The organism is Methylobacterium sp. WSM2598 (assembly GCF_000379105.1).
GTDB lineage: Bacteria > Pseudomonadota > Alphaproteobacteria > Rhizobiales > Beijerinckiaceae > Methylobacterium.
In genome coordinates, this window is the sequence record NZ_KB900609.1 from 4,197,012 (window position 1) to 4,217,102 (window position 20,091).

Here is a 20,091-nt window from a genome sequence, read left to right on the forward strand (position 1 = left end):
GGCCGCGGGTCGCGCTGAGCGGCCCCACGATGGGCTCGCGGTGGTCGGCGCTCCTCTACCCTTCCGGCGCGCACGACCGCGACGCGCTCGGCGCCGCCCTGCAGGAGGCGGTGAGCCGGGTCGACCGGCAGATGTCGAGCTGGGATCCGGCCTCCGACCTCAACCGCCTCAACGCCGCGCCGGTCGGGACCTGGGTCGAGATCCCGCCGGACCTCGCCGCCGTGCTGGCCGCCGGGATCGAGATCGGCGCGGCCTCCGGCGGCGCCTTCCACATCGCCGCGGGGGCCCTGGTGCGCGCCTGGGGCTTCGGCGGGGCGGGGCGGCCCGATCCGGGTGCGATCGCGGCGCTGGCGGGCCGCCCCCTGCCGAGCGGGCCCGACCTGCTGCAGATCGACCGGCCGGGTTGCCGCGCGCGCAAGCGCGCGCCGCTCGCGCTGGACCTGTCGGGGATCGCGAAGGGCTTCGGCGTGGACGAGATGGCACGCGTCCTCGCGGGGGCCGGGGTGACCGCCTTCCTGGTCGGCATCGACGGGGAGCTCCGCGCCCGCGGGACCAAGCCGGACGGACGCCCGTGGGCGGTGGGGCACGAGCGGCCCGAGCCCGGCCTGCGCAGCCTCGCGGGGGTGCTGGAACTGACGGATTGCGCCGTGGCGACCTCCGGCTCCTACCGGCATCGCCGCAGGATCGGCGACCGCACGGTGTCCCACACGATGGATCCCCGCACCGGCGCCCCCGCGTCGAACCGCCTCGTCTCGGTCACGGTCCTGGCCGAGACCTGCATGGTGGCGGATGCCTGGGCGACCGCGCTCCTGGTCCTCGGAGAGACCGAAGCGGTTCGCCTCGCCGAGCGCTCGGGCCTGCGCGCGCTGTTCGTCCGATCCGACGGCCAGGTCGTCTCGACGCTGTGACGCGGTTCCGGATCGCTGGGTTCAGCGGCGCCGTCCGGCAAGACGGAGACAGCTGCCCGGATGTCATGCCGGACCGCTCACCGGGATTCCGTCCGACGCCCATCCCGCGCATCGGAACAGGACGCCGGACCGGATCTCCTCCCGGACCCGGGCGGCAGCGCGTCCGCCCCCGGCGCAGCACGTCGCCGTCGGCCGGCATACTCCTCCCCTCCCGTGTCGATCTCGCAGCAATGATGTCCTCCCAAAACGCCCATGTGAGACATATTCTCCGACGATCGATCGACGTGATGGGCAGCCTCGCTTCGAAAAATGCCGGCTGATGGTCGGACATTCTCCCTCATACCGTGCCACGCGGAGAGTTCATCCGCCGATCGACCTGAAAACGAAAACCGATTTCATTGACCGGGCGCGCGCATGTCGGTGAGAGTCCGTCCCTGCGGATCGCCGCGCCGCGGACGGACCGCACCGATCGGAGAGTGTCGATGCCTGCGACAGCGGCCCGCCGGGTGCTCCGGCGCAGGGGCCTGTGGGAGACTTGGCTCCTGCTCACGGCCTTCGCCTTCCTGTTCGTCACCGTGCTCACCGCCCGGGCCGAGGAGCGGGTCGTCCGCGACGGCGACCGGACCTCTGCGGGGGCGATCGCGGACCAGCGGCGGGCGGCGGACGGCGTCCACCGGCTCGGCCCGCTGCCGAGGCCCCTCGCCATCGCGGACGCCGTGCGGCGGCCCGGCCCCTGAGGAATCCCATGGCCCCTCCGACCCGTCGCGCCCTCCTCGGCGGCCTCGCCGGCAGCCTCGCGGCGCCCGGCCTCCCGCGGGCCGCGCCAAAAATCCTCCGCTTCGCCTACCAGCGCTCGTCGACGCTGCTCACCCTCCTCAAGACGAACGGCACGCTGGAGCAGCGGCTCGCCGCCAAGGGCTTCGGCGTGAGCTGGCACCTGTTCACCAGCGTGATCGAGCCGATGAATGCCGGCAGCACCGAGTTCCACGCCGACGTGGCCGACGCGGTGCCGATCTTCACGCAGGCGGCCGGGGCGCCGCTGACCTTCTACGCCAAGGAGGACGCCTCCCCGGCGGCCGAGGCGATCATCGTGCCGGCGGACTCGCCGATCCGCAGCGTCCAGGACCTCAAGGGCCGCACGGTCGGCGTCTCCCGCGGCTCGGGCTGCCACTTCCTGCTGGCCGCGGCGCTCAAGCGCGCGGGCCTGAGCTTCGCGGAGATCCGGCCGGCCTACCTCAACGCCCCGGACGGGGCCGCGGCCTTCGAGCGGCGCAGCCTCGACGCCTGGGTGATCTGGGATCCGTTCCTGGCCATCGCGCAGGCGAAGGCGCCGGTCCGGGTGATCACGGACGCCACCGGCTATTCCAGCTACAACCGCTACTACAGTGTGCAGACCGCCTTCGCGCAGGCGCGCCCGGACGTGGTCGGGGTGGTGTACGACGCGCTGGTCGAGGCCGGCCGCTGGGTGAAGGGCAACCCGCGGGAGGCGGCCGCGCGGCTGGCCCCGCTCTGGGGCGACGTCCCGGTGCCGATCGTCGAGACGGTGAATGCCCGCCGCAGCTACGCGGTGAGGCCGGTGCTGCGCGAGGGGCTGGCCGAGCAGCAGGTGATCGCCGACACCTTCCACGAGGCCGGCCTGATCCCCCGCCCGATCGATGCCGCTTCGGTGCCGCTCTGGAGCCCCGAGACGGGCGGCTGAATACCGATCGCCGGCGGCCCCGCCTCCGGCCCGGGGGCGGCGTCCCCCGAGAGGGATTGCGCGATGACACCTCCCCGCTTCGGCGTCTGGGCGCCGGTCCACGGCAGCCGCGCGGCGCATCACGACCCGGACGAGCCGGACGACGCCTCCTGGGCCCGCAACCGCGCCCTGGTGCGGGAGGCGGAGGCGCTCGGCTACGACTCGGTGCTGGTGGCGCAGCACGTGGTGAACCCCTACGACGAGGCCCGCGACCAGCTCGAGACCTGGACCGCCACCGCGGCCCTCGCCGCGCTGACGGAGCGGATCGAGCTGATCGCGGCGGTCAAGCCGGGCCTCTTCCACCCGGTCGTGCTCGCCAAGATGGCGCTGCAGATCGAGCACATCAGCGGGGGACGCTTCGCGCTGAACCTCGTCAATGCCTGGAACGCGACCGAATTCGAGGCGGCGGGCCTGCCCTTCCCGGCGCACGACGCCCGCTACGCCTACGGGGCCGAGTGGATCGCGCTGGTCTCGCGCCTGATGCGGGGCGAGCGGGTGAGCCACGAGGGCCGCCATTTCCGGGTGAGCGACCTGCAATTGCGGCCCGCCGACCCCTACCGGGCGCGCCCGCGGATCTATCTCGGGGGCGAGTCCGAGCCGGCCCGCGCCCTCGTGGCCGATCAGGGCGACGTCTGGTTCCTCAACGGCCAGCCGATCGAGGCCGTGCGCGGGCTGATCGCGGACGCGGCGGCGCGGCCGCGGCACCTGCCGCCCCTGCGCTTCGGGCTCGCGGCCTTCGTGATCGCCCGGGAGACGGACCGGGAGGCGCGGGCCGAGCACGCCCGGCTCCTCGACCTCGCGGGCGCGGATGCCGGGATGCGCGAGGCGAGCCGCACGCGCGTCGATCCCGAGGTGGTCATGATCCGCACCATGGCGAGGACGCGCGCGGTGGGCACCAATGGCGGCACGGCGGCCGGGCTGGTGGGCAGCTACGCCACCGTGGCGGAGCGCCTCGCCGCCTTCCACGCCGCCGGGATCGAGCTGTTCATGCTGCAATTCCAGCCCTTCGAGGCGGAGATGCGCCGCTTCGCCGAACGGGTGCGGCCCCTCCTCGCCTGAGGGGCTGACGATCGATCGGTGTCCGGCCAGCCCGTCCGCCTCGGCGCTGCCGCGGCGGGGGGATCGTGGGGCCGCACAGGTGTGGCGTGGGCGCTCGCGCCCGTCCTCATCGCCCGGACGCGCCCCGGCTTCGTGCCGGCCTGGCCGGGGGCGTGAGCCGTTCCGCCTCGCGCCTCACCCCTGCCCGACGCGGTACTGCTTGGGCGGCACGGTGCCGTTGACGGCGAAATCGCCCACGATGCGGTCGCGGTAGATGCGGGGGTTGTGCGAGGCGATGGTGCGGGCGTTGCGCCAGTAGCGGTCGAGACCGAGCGAGCGCGCCGTCGCCGAGGCGCCGAGCGCGTCGAAGAGCAGGGTCGTGGCGTCGAGGACGAGGCCCGTCACCGGCGTCACGGACTGGTTGACCTCGATATCCGCCACCGTGCCGGCGGCCTCCGCGCCCGCGGCGTCGCCCGCTTGCTCGAGGTCGTAGACCCGCTGCAGCGCCTCGGCGCTGCGCAGGGCCACCGCGCCCGCCGCGTAGGCCGCGCCGCGCACGCGCCCAACCACCTGGAGGATCTGCGGGTCCTCGGCCGCGCGGGCGGCGTTGCCGTGGCTGTAGACGCGGCGGCGCTCGCCGACGAGGCGCGCCACGTCCTCGGCGGCCGCCCGCGCGATGCCGGCGAGCGTCGCGAGGTGGACGAGCTGGAAGAACGCCATCGCGTAGCGGAAGCGGCCCGGATCCGGATTCACGAGGTCGGGCGAGAGCGAGACCTCGGTGAAGCGCACGGTGCCGCTCGCGGTGAGCGCCTGCCCGAACCCGTCCCAATCGTCGATGACCTCGACGCCCTTCGCCCGGCGGGGCACCGCGGCGCCGACCGGCGCGCCGGCCTCGTCCTCGGCCGCGAGGTGGATCCAGTCGGCGAAGAGCGAGCCCGTCGTGTAGTACTTGGTGCCGGACAGCCGCCAGCCGGCGCCGTCGCGCCGCAGCACCGTCTCGAAGGACCCGACCCTGGCGGATCCGGTCTCGGAGACGCCGCTCCCCACCGTCTCGCCGCGGCCGATGCGGGCGATCCAGGCCTCGCGCCACGCGGGCGAGCGGGCGTTCAGGGCGTCCTCGGTGAAGCCGACATGCGCCCGCAGCGCGTTGGTGACGTTCGAATCCGCGGCCGAGAGCTCGATCAGCAGGTTGAACAGCTCCGGCAGGGTGGCGTCGTGGCCGGCATGGGCGCGCGGCAGGCGCAGGGTGGTGAAGCCGGCCTCGCGCAGCCACGCGATCTCCTCGTGCGGCAGGCGCCGCTCGCGGTCGCGGGCAGCCGCCGTGTCGCGGATGCGCCGGAAGACCGGACGGAAGCGCTCGGCGAGATCCTCGTAGCGGGCGCTCGGCCCCCCGCCCCACCCTGCCTGAACCTGCGACATCGGCCTGCTCCCTGTGGCGCGCGGGGACCCGCGCCGGCGTGTAATCCACTTAGTTGATAGACAATTCGAAGAGCGTGGCAAGCGGGTCCGGCCGCCGTCCGGCCTGTTTCTCATTCCGAACGTTTTTTCCGCGGAATATCGCGAGGCCGCCCTCCGGTCCCGGCCCGGGGCTGTTGGCTCCCCGCGGCAGCAACGAAAATCTCGCCTCTCCGCCCGCGAGAGGGGCCGAGCCTCCCCGAGGCCGTTCTTTAAAAAGAACATTCTCGTTGACTTCGGCGCCGCGGCGCGAGAGCGTTCCCGGGCTTGGGCAAGGGCCGCGACGGCCGCCCCTCGGGAGACCCCTCATGGCATGCGAGACCCTCGATCCGGCCGGGTCGCGGCCGAAAGCACCGGCGCGCGTGTCCGGCCGGCGGGCGCGGGAGGCCTGACCATGCGACGCCAGCTTCTCCGGTTCGTCGCCGGGCTCGCGGTGAGCGGCGCGCTCGCGGCGAGCGCTGTGCTGGCGGCGAGCGGTGTGCTCGCGCCGGCGAGCGGCGCGCGCGCCGGGCCGGACCGGCCCGACCTCAAGGTCGGCTTCGCGCCCGGCCCCTACGAGGAGGCCTTCCGGGCCGGGGTCGAGCCGATTCTGCGGGCCCAGGGCTACCGGGTGCAGCGGCTCCAGTTCAGCACCGGCCTGGAGGTGAACGCGGCCGTGGCCCGCGGCGAGGTCGACGCCAACGTGATGCAGCACAGCGTCTACCTGAAGGCCTACAACGACCGGAACGGCACCGACCTCGTCGGCATCGTGCAGGTGCCGACCCCGCCGATGGGGCTCTACTCGCGCAAGCATCGCGACGCCGGGGCCGTGCGCCCCGGCGCCAGCGTGGCGGTGCCAAACGACCCGGTGAGCCTGGAACGCGCCCTCAAGATCCTGCGCGACCTCGGCTGGGTGAGGCTGCGCCCCAACGGCAACCCGGTCGACGTCACCGAACTCGACGTGATCGCGAATCCGGCGGGTATCCGGCTGGTGCCGCTGGAGGCCGCGCAGGCCCCGCGCGTGCTCGACGACGTCGACTTCGCGGCGATCCAGGGCAATTTCGCGATCTTCAGCGGGCTGAAGCTCAGCGAGGCGCTGGCGCTGGAGAGGATGACCTCGCCCTACGTGAACGTGGTGGCGGTGCGCAGGGCCTCCGCCGGCACGGCCTGGGCGCGCGACCTCGTCGCCGCCTACCGCTCGGACGCGTTCAAGGCCGCGATCCGGGCCGACCGCTTCTACGACGGTTTCACCCTGCCGGACGACTTCGAATGAGCCGCCGCGAGCTGAGGCTGAACGCCTTCCACATGCACGCCCCCGGCCATTCCTGGGCCGGGATGTGGCGCCACCCGCGCGACGCCTCGGTGCGCTACACCTCCCTGGATTACTGGACCTCCCTCGCCCGCACGGCCGAGCGCGGGCTCCTCGACGGCATCTTCCTCGCCGACGTGTTCGGCACCTACGACGTCTACGGCGGCAGCGCCGACGCGGCGCTCGCGGGCGCCGCCCAGGCGCCGAACGCCGACCCGCTCCTGGTCGTGCCGGCGATGGCGCTCGTCACCTCGCAGATCGCCTTCGGGGTGACGGCGAACCTCACCTACGAGCACCCCTACCAATTCGCCCGGCGCTTCTCGACGCTCGACCACCTCACGGACGGCCGGGTCGGCTGGAACGTCGTCACCGGCTACCTGGAGAGCGGCGCCCGCGGCATGGGCCTCGCGCAGGCCCGCGCCCACGACGCCCGCTACGAGGCGGGCGAGGACTTCATGGCGGCCGCCTACAAGCTCTGGGAGGGCAGCTGGGAGGACGGCGCGGTCGTGCGCGACCGCGCGCGCGGCCTCTACACCCGCCCGGACAAGGTGCACCGGATCCGCCACGACGGCCCCTATTACCGGGTCGACGCCCACCACCTCGCCGAGCCCTCGCCCCAGCGCACGCCGGTGCTCTACCAAGCCGGCACCTCCGCGCGCGGCCGCGCCTTCGCGGCGCGCCACGCCGAGTGCATCTTCCTCAACGGCCACACCAGGGCCATCGCCGGCCAGGCCGTGCGCCGCATCCGCGAGGCCGCGCGCACGCACGGGCGCGCGCCCCACGACATCCTGATGTTCCTGGGCGCGACCGTGATCGTCGCCCCGACCCGCGCCGAGGCGCTGGACCTGCGCGACGAGTACGCCCGCTACCTCGACGTGCAGGGCCAGCTCGCGCTCGTCTCGGGCTGGACCGGCATCGACCTCTCGGCGCTCGGCCCCGACGAGGCGCTGGCCTACGTCGAGACCAACGCCATGCAGTCGCTGGTCGAGAACCTGACGGTGAACACGGACCACCGCTTCACCGTCCGGGACTTCGCGCAGTTCGGGCCGCTCGGCGCGCGGGCGCCCTTCATCGTCGGCTCGCCCGGCGAGGTCGCGGACGAACTCCTGTCCTGGGCCGAGGAGGCGGACGTCGACGGCTTCAACCTGACCCGCGTGGTCGTGCCGGAGACGCTGGAGGCCTTCGTCGACCTCGTGGTGCCCGCACTGCAGGACCGCGGCGCCTTCAAGACCCGCTACCAGGAGGGCACGTTGCGCGAGAAGCTGTTTCCGGGGACGGGCGCGCGGCTGAAATCCACCCATCCGGGCGCCGCGTTCCGGCGCCGCGCGGCGTGACCACCGCCATGCCCAAGCCCATCCGCGTCAACGGCTTCGCGATCCACAGCCCGGTCCACCTCTCGCCCGGCCTGTGGCGCCATCCGCGCGACCGCTCGCTCGCCTTCCACACGCTCGATTACTGGACCGACCTCGCGCGGCTCCTGGAGCGCGGGCTGTTCGAGACGCTGTTCATCGCCGACGGCATCGGCATCCACGACGTCTACGCGGGCAGCGCCGAGGCGGCCCTGCGCCGGGCCGCGCAGGTGCCCAAGCACGACCCGATGCTCCTCGTCTCCGCCATGGCGGCGGTGACCGCGCATCTCGGCTTCGGGGTGACGGCCTCGGTCTCCTACGAGCCGCCCTTCACGCTCGCCCGCCGCTTCTCCACCCTCGACCACCTCACGCGCGGGCGCATCGCCTGGAACGTGGTCACGGGCTACTCGGACGCGGCCTCGCGGGCGGTGGGCCGGCCCGGCATCACCGCGCACGACACCCGCTACGACATCGCCGACGAGTTCCTCGACGTGGTCTACCGCCTCTGGGAGGAGAGCTGGGAGGACGGGGCGGTGCTGCGCGACCGGGAGCGCGGCCTGTTCGCCGACCCGGCGAAGATCCACCGGATCGCGCACGCGGGCGCGCATTTCCGCATGCAGGGCATCCACCTGGTCGAACCCTCGCCGCAGCGCACGCCCTTCCTGTTCCAGGCCGGGGCCTCGCACCGGGGCCGCGACTTCGCGGCCGCGCATGCCGAGGCGGTGTTCCTGAGCGATCCCTCGCGGCGGGCGGTCGCCGCCACCGTGGCGGATACCCGCGCCCGCGCGGCGGCGCGCGGCCGCGACCCGGACGACATCCTGTTCTTCGGGCTGATCACGGTGATCGTCGGGCGCAGCGAGGCGGAGGCGCGCGACAAGCACCGCGACTACCTCGCCTATGTCGACCCGGAGGGCGCGCTCGCCCTGTTCTCGGGCTGGACCGGCATCGATCTCTCGGCCTATTCGCTCGACGATCCCTTCCCGGTGATCCGCCGCGACAACGCGGTGACCTCGATGGTCGAGTCCTTCGCGCGGGCCGAGCGGCGCTGGACCATCCGGGAGATCGTGCAGCACAACGCGATCGGCGGCCGCGGCCCGGTGCTGATCGGCTCGCCCGAGCAGGTCGCGGACGGGCTCGAAGCCTGGATGGATGGGACCGGCCTCGACGGCTTCAACCTGAGCTACGCGGTGACGCCCGAGGGCTTCGGCGACTTCATCGACCTCGTCGTGCCGGAATTGCAGCGCCGGGGCCGCTACAAGGCGGACTACGCGCCGGGCACCTTGCGCCAGAAGGTGTTCGGCGAGGCGCGGCGACTGCTGCCGGGGAGCCACCCGGCGGCGCGGTTCCGACGGGCGGAGGCCTGATCCGGGATCCGGTGATCCGACCGGATCCCGGATCACGAGCCCGCGCGGCGCGTGAGCGAAGCCCCAATCCGCCATCCCGAAGGATCAGCGGGAACGTTCCTTTTCGAAGACGAGTTGACGGCGAAGACGCATCCTGCCGGGCACGGGACGGCGAGAGCGTTCCGCGGCCTCGTCACGGGTCGAGCCGCGCCGAACGATCGGGAGCGACCCGCTCGGGCGCGGCGCCGGCCGCGCCGGCGCTCTCCGCCCGCCCCCTCTCCCGCGTCGCGCCGGAGCACGCGGCCCGCAGCTTTGCAGTGGAGTCGCGTCGATCGATGATCGAGGGATCGTGAACAGCAAATGTTAACAACTATCGTTGATCAGTCGCTGCCGGATTGCGACGCTGCTGGTCCCATGCTGCACTGGAGTATGGTAAGTGAGGCGCCCGCGGAGAACTTGCTCTGAGATCGAATGCTTGGCCCTTCTCTACCTCAAAGAGATGCCGTGCTTCGAAGACATCGAATCCGTGAAAGTGACGCTGCAGGAGGACGCCCATCGCAGACGCCACTTCACGATCGATGTGATCGGAGCCGGAGAGTCCGACCGGACGGCGATCAAGAGCGCCGTCATCCAGTTCCTCAATGCGATGTGCAGCATCTACGACGTGGTTGACGAGCAGAGGCGCGATCGAAGCGTCTCTTGAGGCTCTGGACACCGCGTCCGCCGCGCCGCCGCGCGAGGCTCCGCCGCGCGGGCTTCCCGACCCGGGATCCGCCCGATCGAGGCGGATCCCGGGTCAGACCTGGGCCTGGCCGCCATCGACGAAGACCTCGACGCCGTCGATGAAGCTCGCGTCGTCCGAGGCCAGGAACACCGCCGCCTTCGCGATCTCGTCCGGCTCGCCGACCCGGCCCATCGGGACCTTCGAGGCGAGATGGTCGAGCAGCCCCTGCTGCTGGGCCGCATCCGGGCCGGCAAGGGCGACGAGGCCCGGCCTGCGGGTCGCGCCGGGACTGAGCGTGTTCACCCGGATGCCGCGCCCCTTCAGGTCGAGGATCCAGTTGCGGGCGAACGACCGCACCGCCTTCGAGGCAGCGCAGAGACCGATTCGGCTCGCGCGTCGTCGCGGGGCGGGGCCAGCGGAGAACGCCGCGCGACCTCGGATGCCGCTCATCCCAAATCCGCTTGATCCCTTCGGGATGGCGGATGTGGGCTTCGCTCAGGCGCCGCGCGGGCTGGTGATCCGCTTGATCCCTTCGGGATGGCGGATTGGGGCTTCGCTCAGGCGCCGCGCAGGCGTGTGATCCGGGCCCGGCAAGCCGCGGTTGCGGGCGTCCCTCGTCGCGCCCCCGCCCGGCATCGCGGCGCAGGCTGGCGAGGGTCGCCGCGAGAGTGCCGAAAGGGGAGGAAGGGCTCCGAATCGAACTCCCACCTAGTCAAATATGGTTCGGATACGCTCGACGTATCCGAGCGTTTCTTCGATGTGCCTCAACGCCAGAGCCGTATTATCTTTGAAGCAACAGATTGCGCCAAATAGACGATCTTTGGCGAAATTGATGATCATCTTCGCCTCGATGTCGGCATCGTAACGCTTTATCAGCTCGTCAAAATCCAACCGGCTGGCTTCGAGGCCAACCTTGCTGATTTCTCCGGTTTCCAAAAAATGACCCATATGAGATTTTAGTATGATTTTTAAGTGCTCAACATAATCGATCTCGCTCAACTCGTCGATCACGACGGATGCAGGATCTGTATAATCTTCATAAAGTTCTTCGTGATAGTTTTTCACAATTCCGCCCCCGCGAGAATCGCTCAATGCTCGAATCATATCCCAGAATATAATCTATGGGAATGATACCCTACGTACGTGGCGCGCTGGCGCCGGCACGCGCCGGGCGCATCGCGGCCGCCCGGTCGATGCCGTCCGCGAGGGCTGAGGCGCGGTCGTTGCTCCTCCGCCGATCTCGCGCCTCGCGCGGATCACGCGGGAGTCGCGGCCCCCGGCGCGGCGCGGAGCGTCGGCTCCGAACGCCGTCGCGACGCGCGGAGGGAACCGGCCCGGACGCCGCACCGAGCCAGACCCGTCGTCGGCCCTCGATGCGCGCTTGCCCCCGCGCGGAACGCGGGGGGCCGTGAAACCGAGATGACGCGGATCGCCGCCCGTCCCGACGGGGCGAACCGGCACGGCGCGTCCCGCGGGAATGCAGCCCGGTCAGTAGGGGCGGCAGACGCCCGCATACGCGTCGTAATAGGCGTAAGGCCCGCACTCGCCGTCACCGGCCGGGCTCGTGAGAGCGTACCCCGCGGCCGCCCCGACCGCGGCCCCGGCAAGGCCGTACCCGTAGGGACGGTACCCGTAGCCGTATCGGTGATATCCGCCGTAGCCCCAGCCAGGCCGCCCGGCGATCGGCCGCGCTCCCCACCCGGGCCGCCCCGCACCCCAGCCGGGCCTGCCCGCGATCGGTCCTGCCGCCCCCCAGCCCGGGCGGCCCACGCCACCGCGCCACCCCCCACCGACGGACGCGCTGCGGAAGCCGCCCCCTTGGAAGCCGCCCCCGCCGCGGAAGCCCCGCGCCTCCGCGACGATACCGCTCGAAATCAGGACGGTGATGGCTGCCGCCGGCAGAATCAGACGCCTCATGGCCCAGCCTCCTGGACAGTTGGATCCTGGTCAGGTGGGCGCTGCTCGGATCGTTCCGCCGCGCGCAACGGCTCCGAAAGCGCGAGACCACCGTCGCATTCCCGACATGCTAAACCATGGCGCCGGCGCAGCTTGATCGGACGAGACAGGCGGGCCCGAGGTCAGGCTGGTCAGCCGGCGGACCTTCGGCTCCGCGGCCGCGATCCACGCGGCCGCGAACCACGAACGGAGTTTCGGCCGTCCACCCGCCGCCACCGGCCTTGACCAGAACGAGAGCGCGACAATTGCCGAACGTCCTCCGCGAGATCGCTCGGATCGGATGCCCGCAAGAGCACTGACGCTCTCGCGTCAAGAATGGTGAGGATCGAGAGCCAATCTCCACCATCCATGCAGCGCTGCGGACGGCCGAATTTTCAGAACATCGCCGTCCGTCTTTGGGAGTGACCGGAACCTGCTAGGTCAGCAGCATGACCAGGACCATTCCCCATATCGTCAAGAACGTGTTGCTGACCGCATAGGTGACGGTGTAGCCGAGGCCGGGGATCTGGCTCTTCGCCCGATCGGTCACCATCCCGAGCGCGGCCGTCGTGGTGCGCGCTCCCGCCACGGCCCCGAGCAGGATCGCGTCGTCGAAGCGGAACAGGTATTTCCCGGCATAAAGGGCAAGGATGAGCGGCAGCGTCGTCGCGAAAATTCCCCAGAGGAAGATACCGTAGCCGAGCTGCTGCAATCCGGCGACGAATTTCGGGCCGGACGAGATGCCGACGATCGCGATGAACACGTTCAGTCCGACGGAGTTCATGAACCAGACGGTCGAGGACGGGATCCGTCCGAACATCGGACGAACCGACCGCAGCCAGCCGAAGAAGAGGCCCGAGATCAAGGCGCCCCCGGACGTCGAGAGCGTCAGCGGCACGCCGCCGACGGTGTAGACCACCGCACCCACCAGGGCGCCGATCGCGATCGCAGCGCCGATGAACATGACGTCGGCGACGTCGGTGGCGCGGTCGGGATGGCCGATCGCCTTGGTGGCCGCGCTCACGTCCTGAGTTCGGCCGACCAGCGTGAGGATGTCGCCGCGATTGATCCTCGTGCTCGGCAGGATCGGGATGTCGATCGCGGTGGCGCCGCGCGTGATCTTCCGCAGGAAGACGCCGCGCGCCCACGGGCTTTGCGCCAGCTCCGCGAGCGACTTGCCATCGACCTCCCTGCTCGTCACGTAGACGTCGAGGCCCTCGACCGGCACCGCCAGCAACTCCCTGTCATCGACCTCCTCGGCCGCCGCGCCGATCAGGCCGACCAGGACCTCGCGCCGTCCCGCGACCGCGACCACGTCTCCCGCCTGGATCACGGTATCGGCGGTCACATCCATGACATTCGCGCCGCGGCGAAGCCGTTCGATGTAGAGCCGCTGCTCCGGCACCATCCGCTCCGCCTCCGCGGCCGTCTTTCCGACGATGATCCCGTCGGGCCGCACGCGATAAGCACGCAGGTCGAATTGGTGCCACGCGGTTCCGGGGCCGCCGGCGACCTTCGTGCCGCCGCGCTTCTCCTCGTAGCGCTTGCAGGCGGCCTCGAGGTCGATGCCCAGGAGGGCCGGGCCGAGCAGGGCGATGATCACCGCGGAACCCAGCGTGCCGAAGATGTAGGTGATGGCGTAGGCGACCGGCATGGCGTCGAGGAGAGCCTTGGCCTGCTCGGCGGGGATCGGCAGCCGGTTGATCGCGTCGGTCGCCAGACCCATGGAGGCCGAGATCGTCTGGGAGCCGGCGTAGAGCCCGGCCGCGGACCCGGCATCGTAGCCCCCGAACCGCGCCGCGAGATAACCGCCCGCAAGGCAGAACACGCAGACGATGACCGCGAAGAGGGCCTGCGGAAGACCGTCCTGCGCGACGCCCCGGACGAATTGCGGTCCGACCGCGTAGCCGATCGCGAACAGGAACATCAGGAAGAAGAACGGCTTGAGCGGCCCGGTCACGCTGATGCCGATCTGGCCGATGACCACGGCGGCGATGAGCGTCGCCGTCACGGCACCGATACCCAGCCCCTTGTAGGTGAAGGACCCGAAGTAATAGCCGAACGCCAGGGCGATAAAGATGGCTATCTCAGGATACTGGCGAAGCGTGTTTGCGAACCAGTCGAACATGGAAGCCCTCTCCCGTCAGATCCGCCTCGTCCAAGTGCTCGCACCTCATCCCATGGCTCGCACCTCATCCCATGGCTCGCACCTCATCCTACGCCGCTCGCGAGGCCTTGCTCGTCGCAGCCGGTGCTTTAGACTTGCGCTTTGCCGCGATCGCATCCGGTTTGAGCAGCTTGAGCCCTCTCGTCTTCTCGTAACCGTGGATCTCCTTGACGTCGAGCTTGCGCATGAAGTCGACCGTCTCCCGCGTCAGCACCTGGCCCGGCACCATGATCGGGAAGCCGGGCGGGTAGGGGATGACGAAGTTCGCCGAGATCATCTCCGGTCCGTCGCGCAACCGGCGGTCGCATTCCGGACCGAACAGCGGCACGTATTCGCAGAGCGAAGGATCGTAGGCACTGAAGAAGGCCGAGCGGATATCGCCCTCGGGCGTATTCTCGCCGGCGTTTTCCCTGAAGCTCTGGTGGAAGTGGCTGAAATTCGGCAGATCCGGCACGTCGGTCATCAGCGACTTGACGCGCGCGTCGAAGGCGGCGCGCTCCGCCTCGCCGCCGGCCGCGAGGCGGTCTTCGATGCCGTGAGCGATCTCGACCAGCACGCGGATCAGGTGGGCGACGTCGCTGCGTGTATTGTTGATGTTCGATTGCAGCAGCACGCTGTTTCGTGATGTCTTGTTGAGCTGAATACCGTACTGGCTCGCCAGAAGGCCCTTGAATTGCGTGCCGTCGAAGCCCGCCGTGCCACAGACGAGCGTCATGCGCGTGGGATCGAGGTAGAATTCGTCCTCGTGCATGGCGCGGACGACGTCGGCCCAGGTCGCGTCCGGGTCGAGGTAGTCCTTGAAGCCGGACTGGCGGTACGCGGCCGGGATCATGCGCTCGGCACCAAGGACGTTGAAGTAGCGCGACACCAGCGGATGCGTGTTGACCGCCCGGCGGATCCGGAGCGCGATCTCGATCGCGTTCATGACCAGCCCGTAGCCTTCGAGCTCCATCTGGCGGCGGGCGACGTCGAGGCTCGCGATCAGCTGCTGGTTGGGGCTGGTCGAGGCGTGCGTGAACACCGCCTCCCGGAACTGCGCCTCCACGGTGTGGAAGTCGACATCCTTCACCAGGAGCATGGAGCCCTGCCGGATCGCCGACATCGACTTGTGCGTCGAGTTCGTCTGGTAGACGCGAAGCCGCGCGCGGCGCGGATCGGGAATCAGCCGCGTCCTCAGGAGCGCCTCGTCCGAAGGCTGGGGTCCCAGCTCGCGCTGCTGCGCCTCGTAGGCGTCGAGCGAGGCCGGGTCCCGCAACCATGCCTCGATCTCGGCCGCCGCTCCCATCGCGGTGCGGGGCCGAAGGAAGGGTGAGAACCGGGCGAAACCGGACCATGCCTCGTCCCACAGGAAGACCAGGTCCGGCTTGATCGCGAGGCATTCCTCCATCACGCGGCGCACGTTGTACATGTGGCCGTCGAAGGTGCAGTTGGTCAGGTCGAGCAGCTTCAGCCGCTCCAGACGACCGTCGGCGCGCAGGGCGAGCAGTGCCCGCTTGATCGTGGTCAGCGGAACCGCCCCGTACATCGAGTATTCCGTCATCGGAAATGCCTCGACGTAGATGGGATGCACGCCGGACAGCACCATGCCGTAGTGGTGTGACTTGTGGCAATTCCGGTCGACGATGGCGATGTCTTCGGGCCCGAGCAGGGCCTGAACGGCCATCTTGTTCGATGTCGAGGTTCCGTTGGTCACGAAGAACACGTGGTCGGCGCCGAAGGCGCGCGCCGCCATGTCCTGCGCCCGCTTGATGGTGCCGGTCGGTTCGAGGAGGCTGTCGAGGCCGCCCGTCGTCGCGCTGCTCTCGGCGAGGAACAGGTTGATGCCGTAGAACGCGCCCATGTCCCGGATCCAGTCGGATCTGAAGACCGACTTGCCGCGCGCGATCGGGAGTGCGTGGAAGGTGCCGATGGGCCGCCGCGCATAGCGCTTCAGGTTGTCGAAGAACGGCGTTTCGTAGCGGTCCTGCACGCCTTCGAGGATCGAGAGGTGAATCTCCAGGGGCTCCTCGACGGCGTAGAAGATCCGGCGCACGCAATCCGCGGCGGGGTCGCCCGCCAGATCCTCCACCCGGCGCTCGGAGAGGATGAAGATGTCGAGCTCCGGCCGGATTCGCTTCAGGGCCGCGGCGAGCCGCAGGGCGGAGGTGCTGCGGTCATCCTCCACGCCCAGCGTGTGCAGCACCTCCCGCAGCACGGGCGCGTCGTGGCGCGACCGGAACGCGAAGCCCTCCGGCACGACCGCCGAGATGATGGACGGGTTGATCGCCGCCGCGCAGAGAGCATCCTCGAACGACCCGACGAGAACCGGCTCGTACACGAACGAATCCTCGGGGCGGCGGAGCCGGCGCAACTCCTCGGCGAGGGCCGGCCACCGCGAGGCCGGCTGGGCGGTCACGAACAGCACCTCGAAATAGGGGCGGTGCGGGTCCGCCTCGCCGAGGCCGGGCGGCATCACGTCGCCGACCTCGTCCGGCGCCAGTTCGGCACGCGGGTCCCACTCCGCGGCCCGCTCGCGGTAGGCCCGGGTGAGCAAGGCATTGGAGATCCGCAGCGCCATGCGGGCCGTGCCGCCCGCGTCGTCCTCCGCGATGGCGTTGCGGAGCGCCGCCAGGAGCCGCGATCCCGGATAGGCGTGATAGCCTTCGACCGCTTCCATGGCCTGGACGGCCGCCTCGACATCGTCCCGCTGCCTGGTCCCGGCCTGCCACGCTTCGGCAACGACCGCGATATCCCGCCACTGGTCCAGTCGGGCGGAGTGCATGAGCAAGAATTGGTCGACGCGCTGCGAGGATGAGGCGCCACCCTCATCGACCGATCGCGGGCCAAGCCTTCGTGAGGATCGCTCGTTAGTCCGCAAATTGGACGGCGTGTGCGGTCGGTCAGCCTTCGACATGGAGGTAACCCTCTCTCGGCCTCGCCAGTGCGGGCGCTGATCTTGCTGGAAACCCTCGTCGATCGATGTATGTTAAAGCCGCCGGTTCCGGCGGCGCTTGATCCAACGGGACACGTCAGGATTGCTTCAATTCGAAAGCACGCGCAGTGCTACCATTGGCTGGGCGGGCGATCACCGCGAGTATTCGATCTCAAACCTGAAGCAGACGGGAGCGACCGCGATGCCAGAGCCTCTCCGCATTCTCCGGTGGGTCGGATCGGCGCCGGCGGCGGCTCGGCCGGAGCCCCTGTCGGCCAGCCCGCGCCCTGCGATGAGATGCGCCGCTCAACCGCGCCCCGCCCGTCGTCGCGGCTCCGCCCGCGCTCCGCGGCGCGCCCGCGAGGTCAGGCCCCTGGCAGAGGGACGGGACGTTCGCTGATCGGGTCCCCTGCTCGGCGCGACGCGCCACCCCCGGGAGGATTCGCTCCCGATCCGCGGAGTCGTCCACATGGCTGAACTCGGACCACCCATGCAGGCTCGTCCGGCAGGTGCGCCGACGGGGCTCGGCTCGGATGCCGTGGCGGGCGCTACGGTCGCGGCGGTCGTTCTGCCCAAGGCCATGGCCTACGCGACCGTGGCCGGATTGCCGGTGGCGGTCGGCCTCTACACGGCCTTCGTGCCGACCATCCTCTACGGCCTGCTGGGCTCGTCCCGCGTTCTCAGCGTGAGTTCGACGACCACGCTGGCCATCCTGACCGGGGCTGAACTCGGCAGCGTGGTGTCGGACGGCGATCCCGCGAAGACAGCCGCCGCGTGCGCGACCCTCACCGCCCTGGTCGGCGCGCTGCTTCTCGCGGCGCGGCTCCTCAAACTCGGCGTCGTCGCCGATTTCATCTCGGTGCCGGTCCTGACGGGCTTCAAGGCCGGGATCGGTCTCGTGATCCTGCTGGACCAAGCCCCCAAGCTTCTCGGGCTCCACGTCGCCAAGCAGTCGTTCTTCGCCGATGCGCTGAGCCTCGTGCGACACCTCCCCGAAACCTCCCTGCCGACCGCGGCCGTCGCGGGGATCACGCTGGCCGCGCTCATCGTGATGGAGCGCCTCAGGCCCCACTCGCCAGCGCCCCTCGTGACCGTCGCGGGGGCGATCGCGGCCTCGTGGCTCCTCGACCTCCACGCCCGGGGCGTCCCGATCGTCGGTCCGATCCCGCGCGGCCTCCCCGCGCTGTCGTGGCCCGACCCGGCCCTCGTCCAGGCGCTTCTTCCGGGCGCGATAGGCATCGCGCTGATGAGCTTCGCGGAGAGCATCGCCGCGGCGCGAGCCTTCGTGGTTGCGGGCGATCCGCCCATCGATGCCAATCGCGAACTCATCGCCACGGGAGCGGCCAATCTGGGGGGAGCGTTCCTCGGCTCCATGCCGGCCGGCGGCGGGACGTCGCAGACGGGCGTCGTCCGGGCCGCCGGGGGCAGGACGCAGACCGCCTCGCTCGTCGCGGCGGCGGCGGCTCTCGCCACGATGCTGGTCCTGGCGCCGATCTTGAGCCTCCTTCCGCACGCGACCTTGGCGGCAATCGTCGTCGTGTACTCCGTCGGCCTGATCCAGCCAGGGGAGTTCCGGGCCATCCTCCAGGTGAGGCAGATGGAGTTCCGCTGGGCCATCATGGCGGCCATCGGGGTGCTCGTCTTCGGCACGCTCCAGGGCATCGTCGTCGCGGTCGTCCTCTCGCTGGTCGGCCTGGCCCTCCAGACCGCGCGCCCCGCGGTCGCCGTGATCGGTCGCAAGCGCGGTGCGGACGTCCTGCGCCCCCTCTCGCCCGAGCATCCCGACGACGAGACCTTCGACGGCCTCCTGATCATACGGCCCGAGGGACGCCTTTACTTCGCGAATGCACAGAACGTGGGTGACAAGATCAGGCTGCTCATTGCAGAACACAAGCCTCGCGTGGTCGCCCTCGACCTCAGCCGCGTTCCGGATATCGAGTATTCGGCCCTCAAGATGTTGCAGGAGGGCGCGAGACGAACCAGCGTGACGGTTTGGCTCGTCGGCTTGAATCCCGGTGTGCTTGAGATGGTGAGGCGCTCTGGTCTGGACAGGGAGCTCGGACCGGATCGCCTGCTGTTCAATGCGCGAGTTGCTATTCAGCGATACCAGGAGAGACAAGCGAAATGCGTGCCCGATTAGAGCATTTTCCGACGAAGTGGATGCCGGTTCGTCGCAGAAAATGCGGCAAGATCAGAGATCTAGAGCGGCACCCGGTTGCAACGTGATCGGGTGCTGCTCTTTAGACTCGTCGGCGCCGGACGAGCGGCGTGCCATGCGCGCTCGGCATCGGGACGCAGCCACCCCGACGGCTTCGCGCCCGGCCTCGGTCCGCGCCTCGGCCTCGTGAGGCTGCCCGTCGGATCGGATCCCGCCTCCCTCGGCGAAGCACGCGATCCGAAACTCTCGCCGAAACTCTCGCCGAAACTTTCGCCGAAACTCTCGCGCCGGCTGCCGGTTATGGCTGGCACCGATGACCGCCGCCCCTCAAGCCCGGACCGCCCCCTCGCTCAAGGGCCCCGCCCGGCCAGCCCCGCCGCCTCGGGGACAGGCCCGACGCACGCGCGACGATCCCCCTCCCGATCACCGCTTCGTCGGCGGTCACCGGCGGGGGGCCGACCGGCTGGGCTCGTCCGCGACCCCACCCAGGCGCGCCCGCGCGCATCTCCGGACCTCGCGCAGCGATCCAGCAGTGCGCTCCTGCACCGACGCCGTGGCGGCCTATCAAGTAGATACTGGATGTTTCGAGGCTCCCATCGCCTGCGCAGACCGCCGCATTGCCCGATCATCCGCTTCAACGCAGCATTCAGGCATGCCAGAGTAGAAGTTTGCCCATGATCGACACTCCCACCATCGGGGATCTCCACAAGCGCAAGCGCGTCACCGACGAGCAGCTCGACGCTGCCGTGGCGGACTACCTGAACGATCCGGCGCCCGGGCCGCGACAGCTCGCGGAGGGCATCGCGATCGACGTCTGCGCGATCATGCAGGCCAACCCTCAGGCCCGCGAGGTGCTGGCCATGCATGGCTCGTCCGACGCCCAGATGCGCGCGGCGGTGAGGACGGCGATCCTGCTGGCAACGCCCACGCGCGACCGGGACGCGGCCGCCGCGCGGGAGGCAGGGCCCGCGTCTCCGACCGTGAGGCGCCGCCGGGCCCCCGGTGCGCGGGGAGCAGACGCGGGACATCCGACCGTCCAGGACAAGTGAGGCCGCCGCGACGGGAGCGAAGCCCTGC

The 20,091-nt window shown here is 70.5% G+C and carries 15 protein-coding genes and 1 pseudogene; 10 read left to right on the forward strand and 6 right to left on the reverse strand.

Annotation, left to right across the window (positions count from 1 at the left end; all coding sequences use genetic code 11):
- Positions 1-29: 29 nt before the first annotated feature.
- From MET2598_RS0120010 to MET2598_RS0120025, 4 genes are all read left to right on the forward strand, one after another.
- Positions 30-908 (forward strand): FAD:protein FMN transferase, encoded by an 879-nt coding sequence (locus MET2598_RS0120010; protein WP_018262091.1) that lies wholly within the window; start codon positions 30-32, stop codon positions 906-908.
- Positions 909-1,390: 482 nt separating this feature from the next.
- Positions 1,391-1,645: a hypothetical protein gene (locus tag MET2598_RS0120015; RefSeq protein WP_036270453.1), complete on the forward strand. Its 255-nt coding sequence runs from the start codon at positions 1,391-1,393 to the stop codon at positions 1,643-1,645.
- Between the two features lie 8 nt (positions 1,646-1,653).
- The gene (locus MET2598_RS0120020; RefSeq protein WP_018262093.1) at positions 1,654-2,607 is read left to right on the forward strand and encodes an ABC transporter substrate-binding protein; all 954 of its coding nucleotides are present in this window, start codon (positions 1,654-1,656) and stop codon (positions 2,605-2,607) included.
- Between the two features lie 63 nt (positions 2,608-2,670).
- Entirely contained in the window at positions 2,671-3,705 is a 1,035-nt protein-coding gene (locus MET2598_RS0120025) for an LLM class flavin-dependent oxidoreductase (protein WP_018262094.1), read from the forward strand.
- 174 nt (positions 3,706-3,879) lie between these two features.
- Here MET2598_RS0120025 and MET2598_RS0120030 read toward each other — a convergent pair whose 3' ends face one another.
- Positions 3,880-5,103 carry an acyl-CoA dehydrogenase family protein gene (locus MET2598_RS0120030; protein ID WP_018262095.1) on the reverse strand — a complete coding sequence of 408 codons (1,224 nt, stop codon included), beginning with the start codon at positions 5,101-5,103 and terminating at the stop codon, positions 3,880-3,882.
- A gap of 430 nt (positions 5,104-5,533) precedes the next feature.
- Between MET2598_RS0120030 and MET2598_RS0120035 the strand changes: the two genes are divergently transcribed.
- From MET2598_RS0120035 to MET2598_RS0120050, 4 genes are all read left to right on the forward strand, one after another.
- Positions 5,534-6,391, forward strand: a complete 858-nt coding sequence (locus MET2598_RS0120035; RefSeq protein WP_018262096.1) for a MetQ/NlpA family ABC transporter substrate-binding protein — start codon at positions 5,534-5,536, stop codon at positions 6,389-6,391.
- Positions 6,388-7,761, forward strand: coding sequence for an LLM class flavin-dependent oxidoreductase (locus tag MET2598_RS0120040; RefSeq protein WP_018262097.1), 1,374 nt, complete (start codon positions 6,388-6,390; stop codon positions 7,759-7,761). The genes MET2598_RS0120035 and MET2598_RS0120040 overlap by 4 nt, the downstream gene beginning before the upstream one ends.
- Positions 7,762-7,769: 8 nt before the next feature.
- Positions 7,770-9,140 (forward strand): LLM class flavin-dependent oxidoreductase, encoded by a 1,371-nt coding sequence (locus tag MET2598_RS0120045; protein WP_018262098.1) that lies wholly within the window; start codon positions 7,770-7,772, stop codon positions 9,138-9,140.
- Positions 9,141-9,594: 454 nt separating this feature from the next.
- Positions 9,595-9,822: a hypothetical protein gene (locus tag MET2598_RS0120050; RefSeq protein ID WP_012331500.1), complete on the forward strand. Its 228-nt coding sequence runs from the start codon at positions 9,595-9,597 to the stop codon at positions 9,820-9,822.
- Positions 9,823-9,915: 93 nt separating this feature from the next.
- Here MET2598_RS0120050 and MET2598_RS36955 read toward each other — a convergent pair.
- The 5 genes and pseudogenes from MET2598_RS36955 to MET2598_RS0120075 all read right to left on the reverse strand — a co-directional run.
- Positions 9,916-10,338, reverse strand: a pseudogene (locus tag MET2598_RS36955) (SDR family NAD(P)-dependent oxidoreductase); the annotation flags it as partial.
- Positions 10,339-10,551: 213 nt separating this feature from the next.
- A complete protein-coding gene (locus MET2598_RS0120060; RefSeq protein ID WP_150108605.1) occupies positions 10,552-10,935 on the reverse strand; it encodes a hypothetical protein in 384 nt (127 codons plus the stop codon).
- Positions 10,936-11,331: 396 nt separating this feature from the next.
- Positions 11,332-11,760: a hypothetical protein gene (locus tag MET2598_RS0120065; protein WP_018262101.1), complete on the reverse strand. Its 429-nt coding sequence runs from the start codon at positions 11,758-11,760 to the stop codon at positions 11,332-11,334.
- A 454-nt stretch (positions 11,761-12,214) separates the two neighbouring features.
- Complete coding sequence (gene aspT, locus MET2598_RS0120070) at positions 12,215-13,906, reverse strand: aspartate-alanine antiporter (protein ID WP_012331498.1); 1,692 nt, start codon at positions 13,904-13,906, stop codon at positions 12,215-12,217.
- Positions 13,907-13,994: 88 nt separating this feature from the next.
- Positions 13,995-16,706, reverse strand: coding sequence for a decarboxylase (locus MET2598_RS0120075; RefSeq protein WP_051086522.1), 2,712 nt, complete (start codon positions 16,704-16,706; stop codon positions 13,995-13,997).
- Between the two features lie 619 nt (positions 16,707-17,325).
- Between MET2598_RS0120075 and MET2598_RS0120080 the strand changes: the two genes are divergently transcribed.
- Positions 17,326-18,996: a SulP family inorganic anion transporter gene (locus MET2598_RS0120080; protein WP_012331496.1), complete on the forward strand. Its 1,671-nt coding sequence runs from the start codon at positions 17,326-17,328 to the stop codon at positions 18,994-18,996.
- A gap of 692 nt (positions 18,997-19,688) precedes the next feature.
- The gene (locus MET2598_RS0120085; protein ID WP_012331495.1) at positions 19,689-20,063 is read left to right on the forward strand and encodes a hypothetical protein; all 375 of its coding nucleotides are present in this window, start codon (positions 19,689-19,691) and stop codon (positions 20,061-20,063) included.
- Positions 20,064-20,091: the final 28 nt, after the last annotated feature.

What these genes read in the sequence shown, in the direction of transcription:
- MET2598_RS0120045 (WP_018262098.1), top strand. Translation starts at nt 7,770, where the DNA reads ATGCCCAAGCCCATCCGCGTCAACGGCTTCGCGATCCACAGCCCGGTC.
- MET2598_RS0120080 (WP_012331496.1), top strand. Translation starts at nt 17,326, where the DNA reads ATGGCTGAACTCGGACCACCCATGCAGGCTCGTCCGGCAGGTGCGCCG.
- MET2598_RS0120075 (WP_051086522.1), bottom strand. Translation starts at nt 16,706, where the DNA reads ATGCACTCCGCCCGACTGGACCAGTGGCGGGATATCGCGGTCGTTGCC.
- MET2598_RS0120085 (WP_012331495.1), top strand. Translation starts at nt 19,689, where the DNA reads ATGATCGACACTCCCACCATCGGGGATCTCCACAAGCGCAAGCGCGTC.
- MET2598_RS0120065 (WP_018262101.1), bottom strand. Translation starts at nt 11,760, where the DNA reads ATGAGGCGTCTGATTCTGCCGGCGGCAGCCATCACCGTCCTGATTTCG.
- aspT (WP_012331498.1), bottom strand. Translation starts at nt 13,906, where the DNA reads ATGTTCGACTGGTTCGCAAACACGCTTCGCCAGTATCCTGAGATAGCC.
- MET2598_RS0120025 (WP_018262094.1), top strand. Translation starts at nt 2,671, where the DNA reads ATGACACCTCCCCGCTTCGGCGTCTGGGCGCCGGTCCACGGCAGCCGC.
- MET2598_RS0120035 (WP_018262096.1), top strand. Translation starts at nt 5,534, where the DNA reads ATGCGACGCCAGCTTCTCCGGTTCGTCGCCGGGCTCGCGGTGAGCGGC.
- MET2598_RS0120040 (WP_018262097.1), top strand. Translation starts at nt 6,388, where the DNA reads ATGAGCCGCCGCGAGCTGAGGCTGAACGCCTTCCACATGCACGCCCCC.
- MET2598_RS0120015 (WP_036270453.1), top strand. Translation starts at nt 1,391, where the DNA reads ATGCCTGCGACAGCGGCCCGCCGGGTGCTCCGGCGCAGGGGCCTGTGG.
- MET2598_RS0120020 (WP_018262093.1), top strand. Translation starts at nt 1,654, where the DNA reads ATGGCCCCTCCGACCCGTCGCGCCCTCCTCGGCGGCCTCGCCGGCAGC.
- MET2598_RS0120010 (WP_018262091.1), top strand. Translation starts at nt 30, where the DNA reads ATGGGCTCGCGGTGGTCGGCGCTCCTCTACCCTTCCGGCGCGCACGAC.
- MET2598_RS0120030 (WP_018262095.1), bottom strand. Translation starts at nt 5,103, where the DNA reads ATGTCGCAGGTTCAGGCAGGGTGGGGCGGGGGGCCGAGCGCCCGCTAC.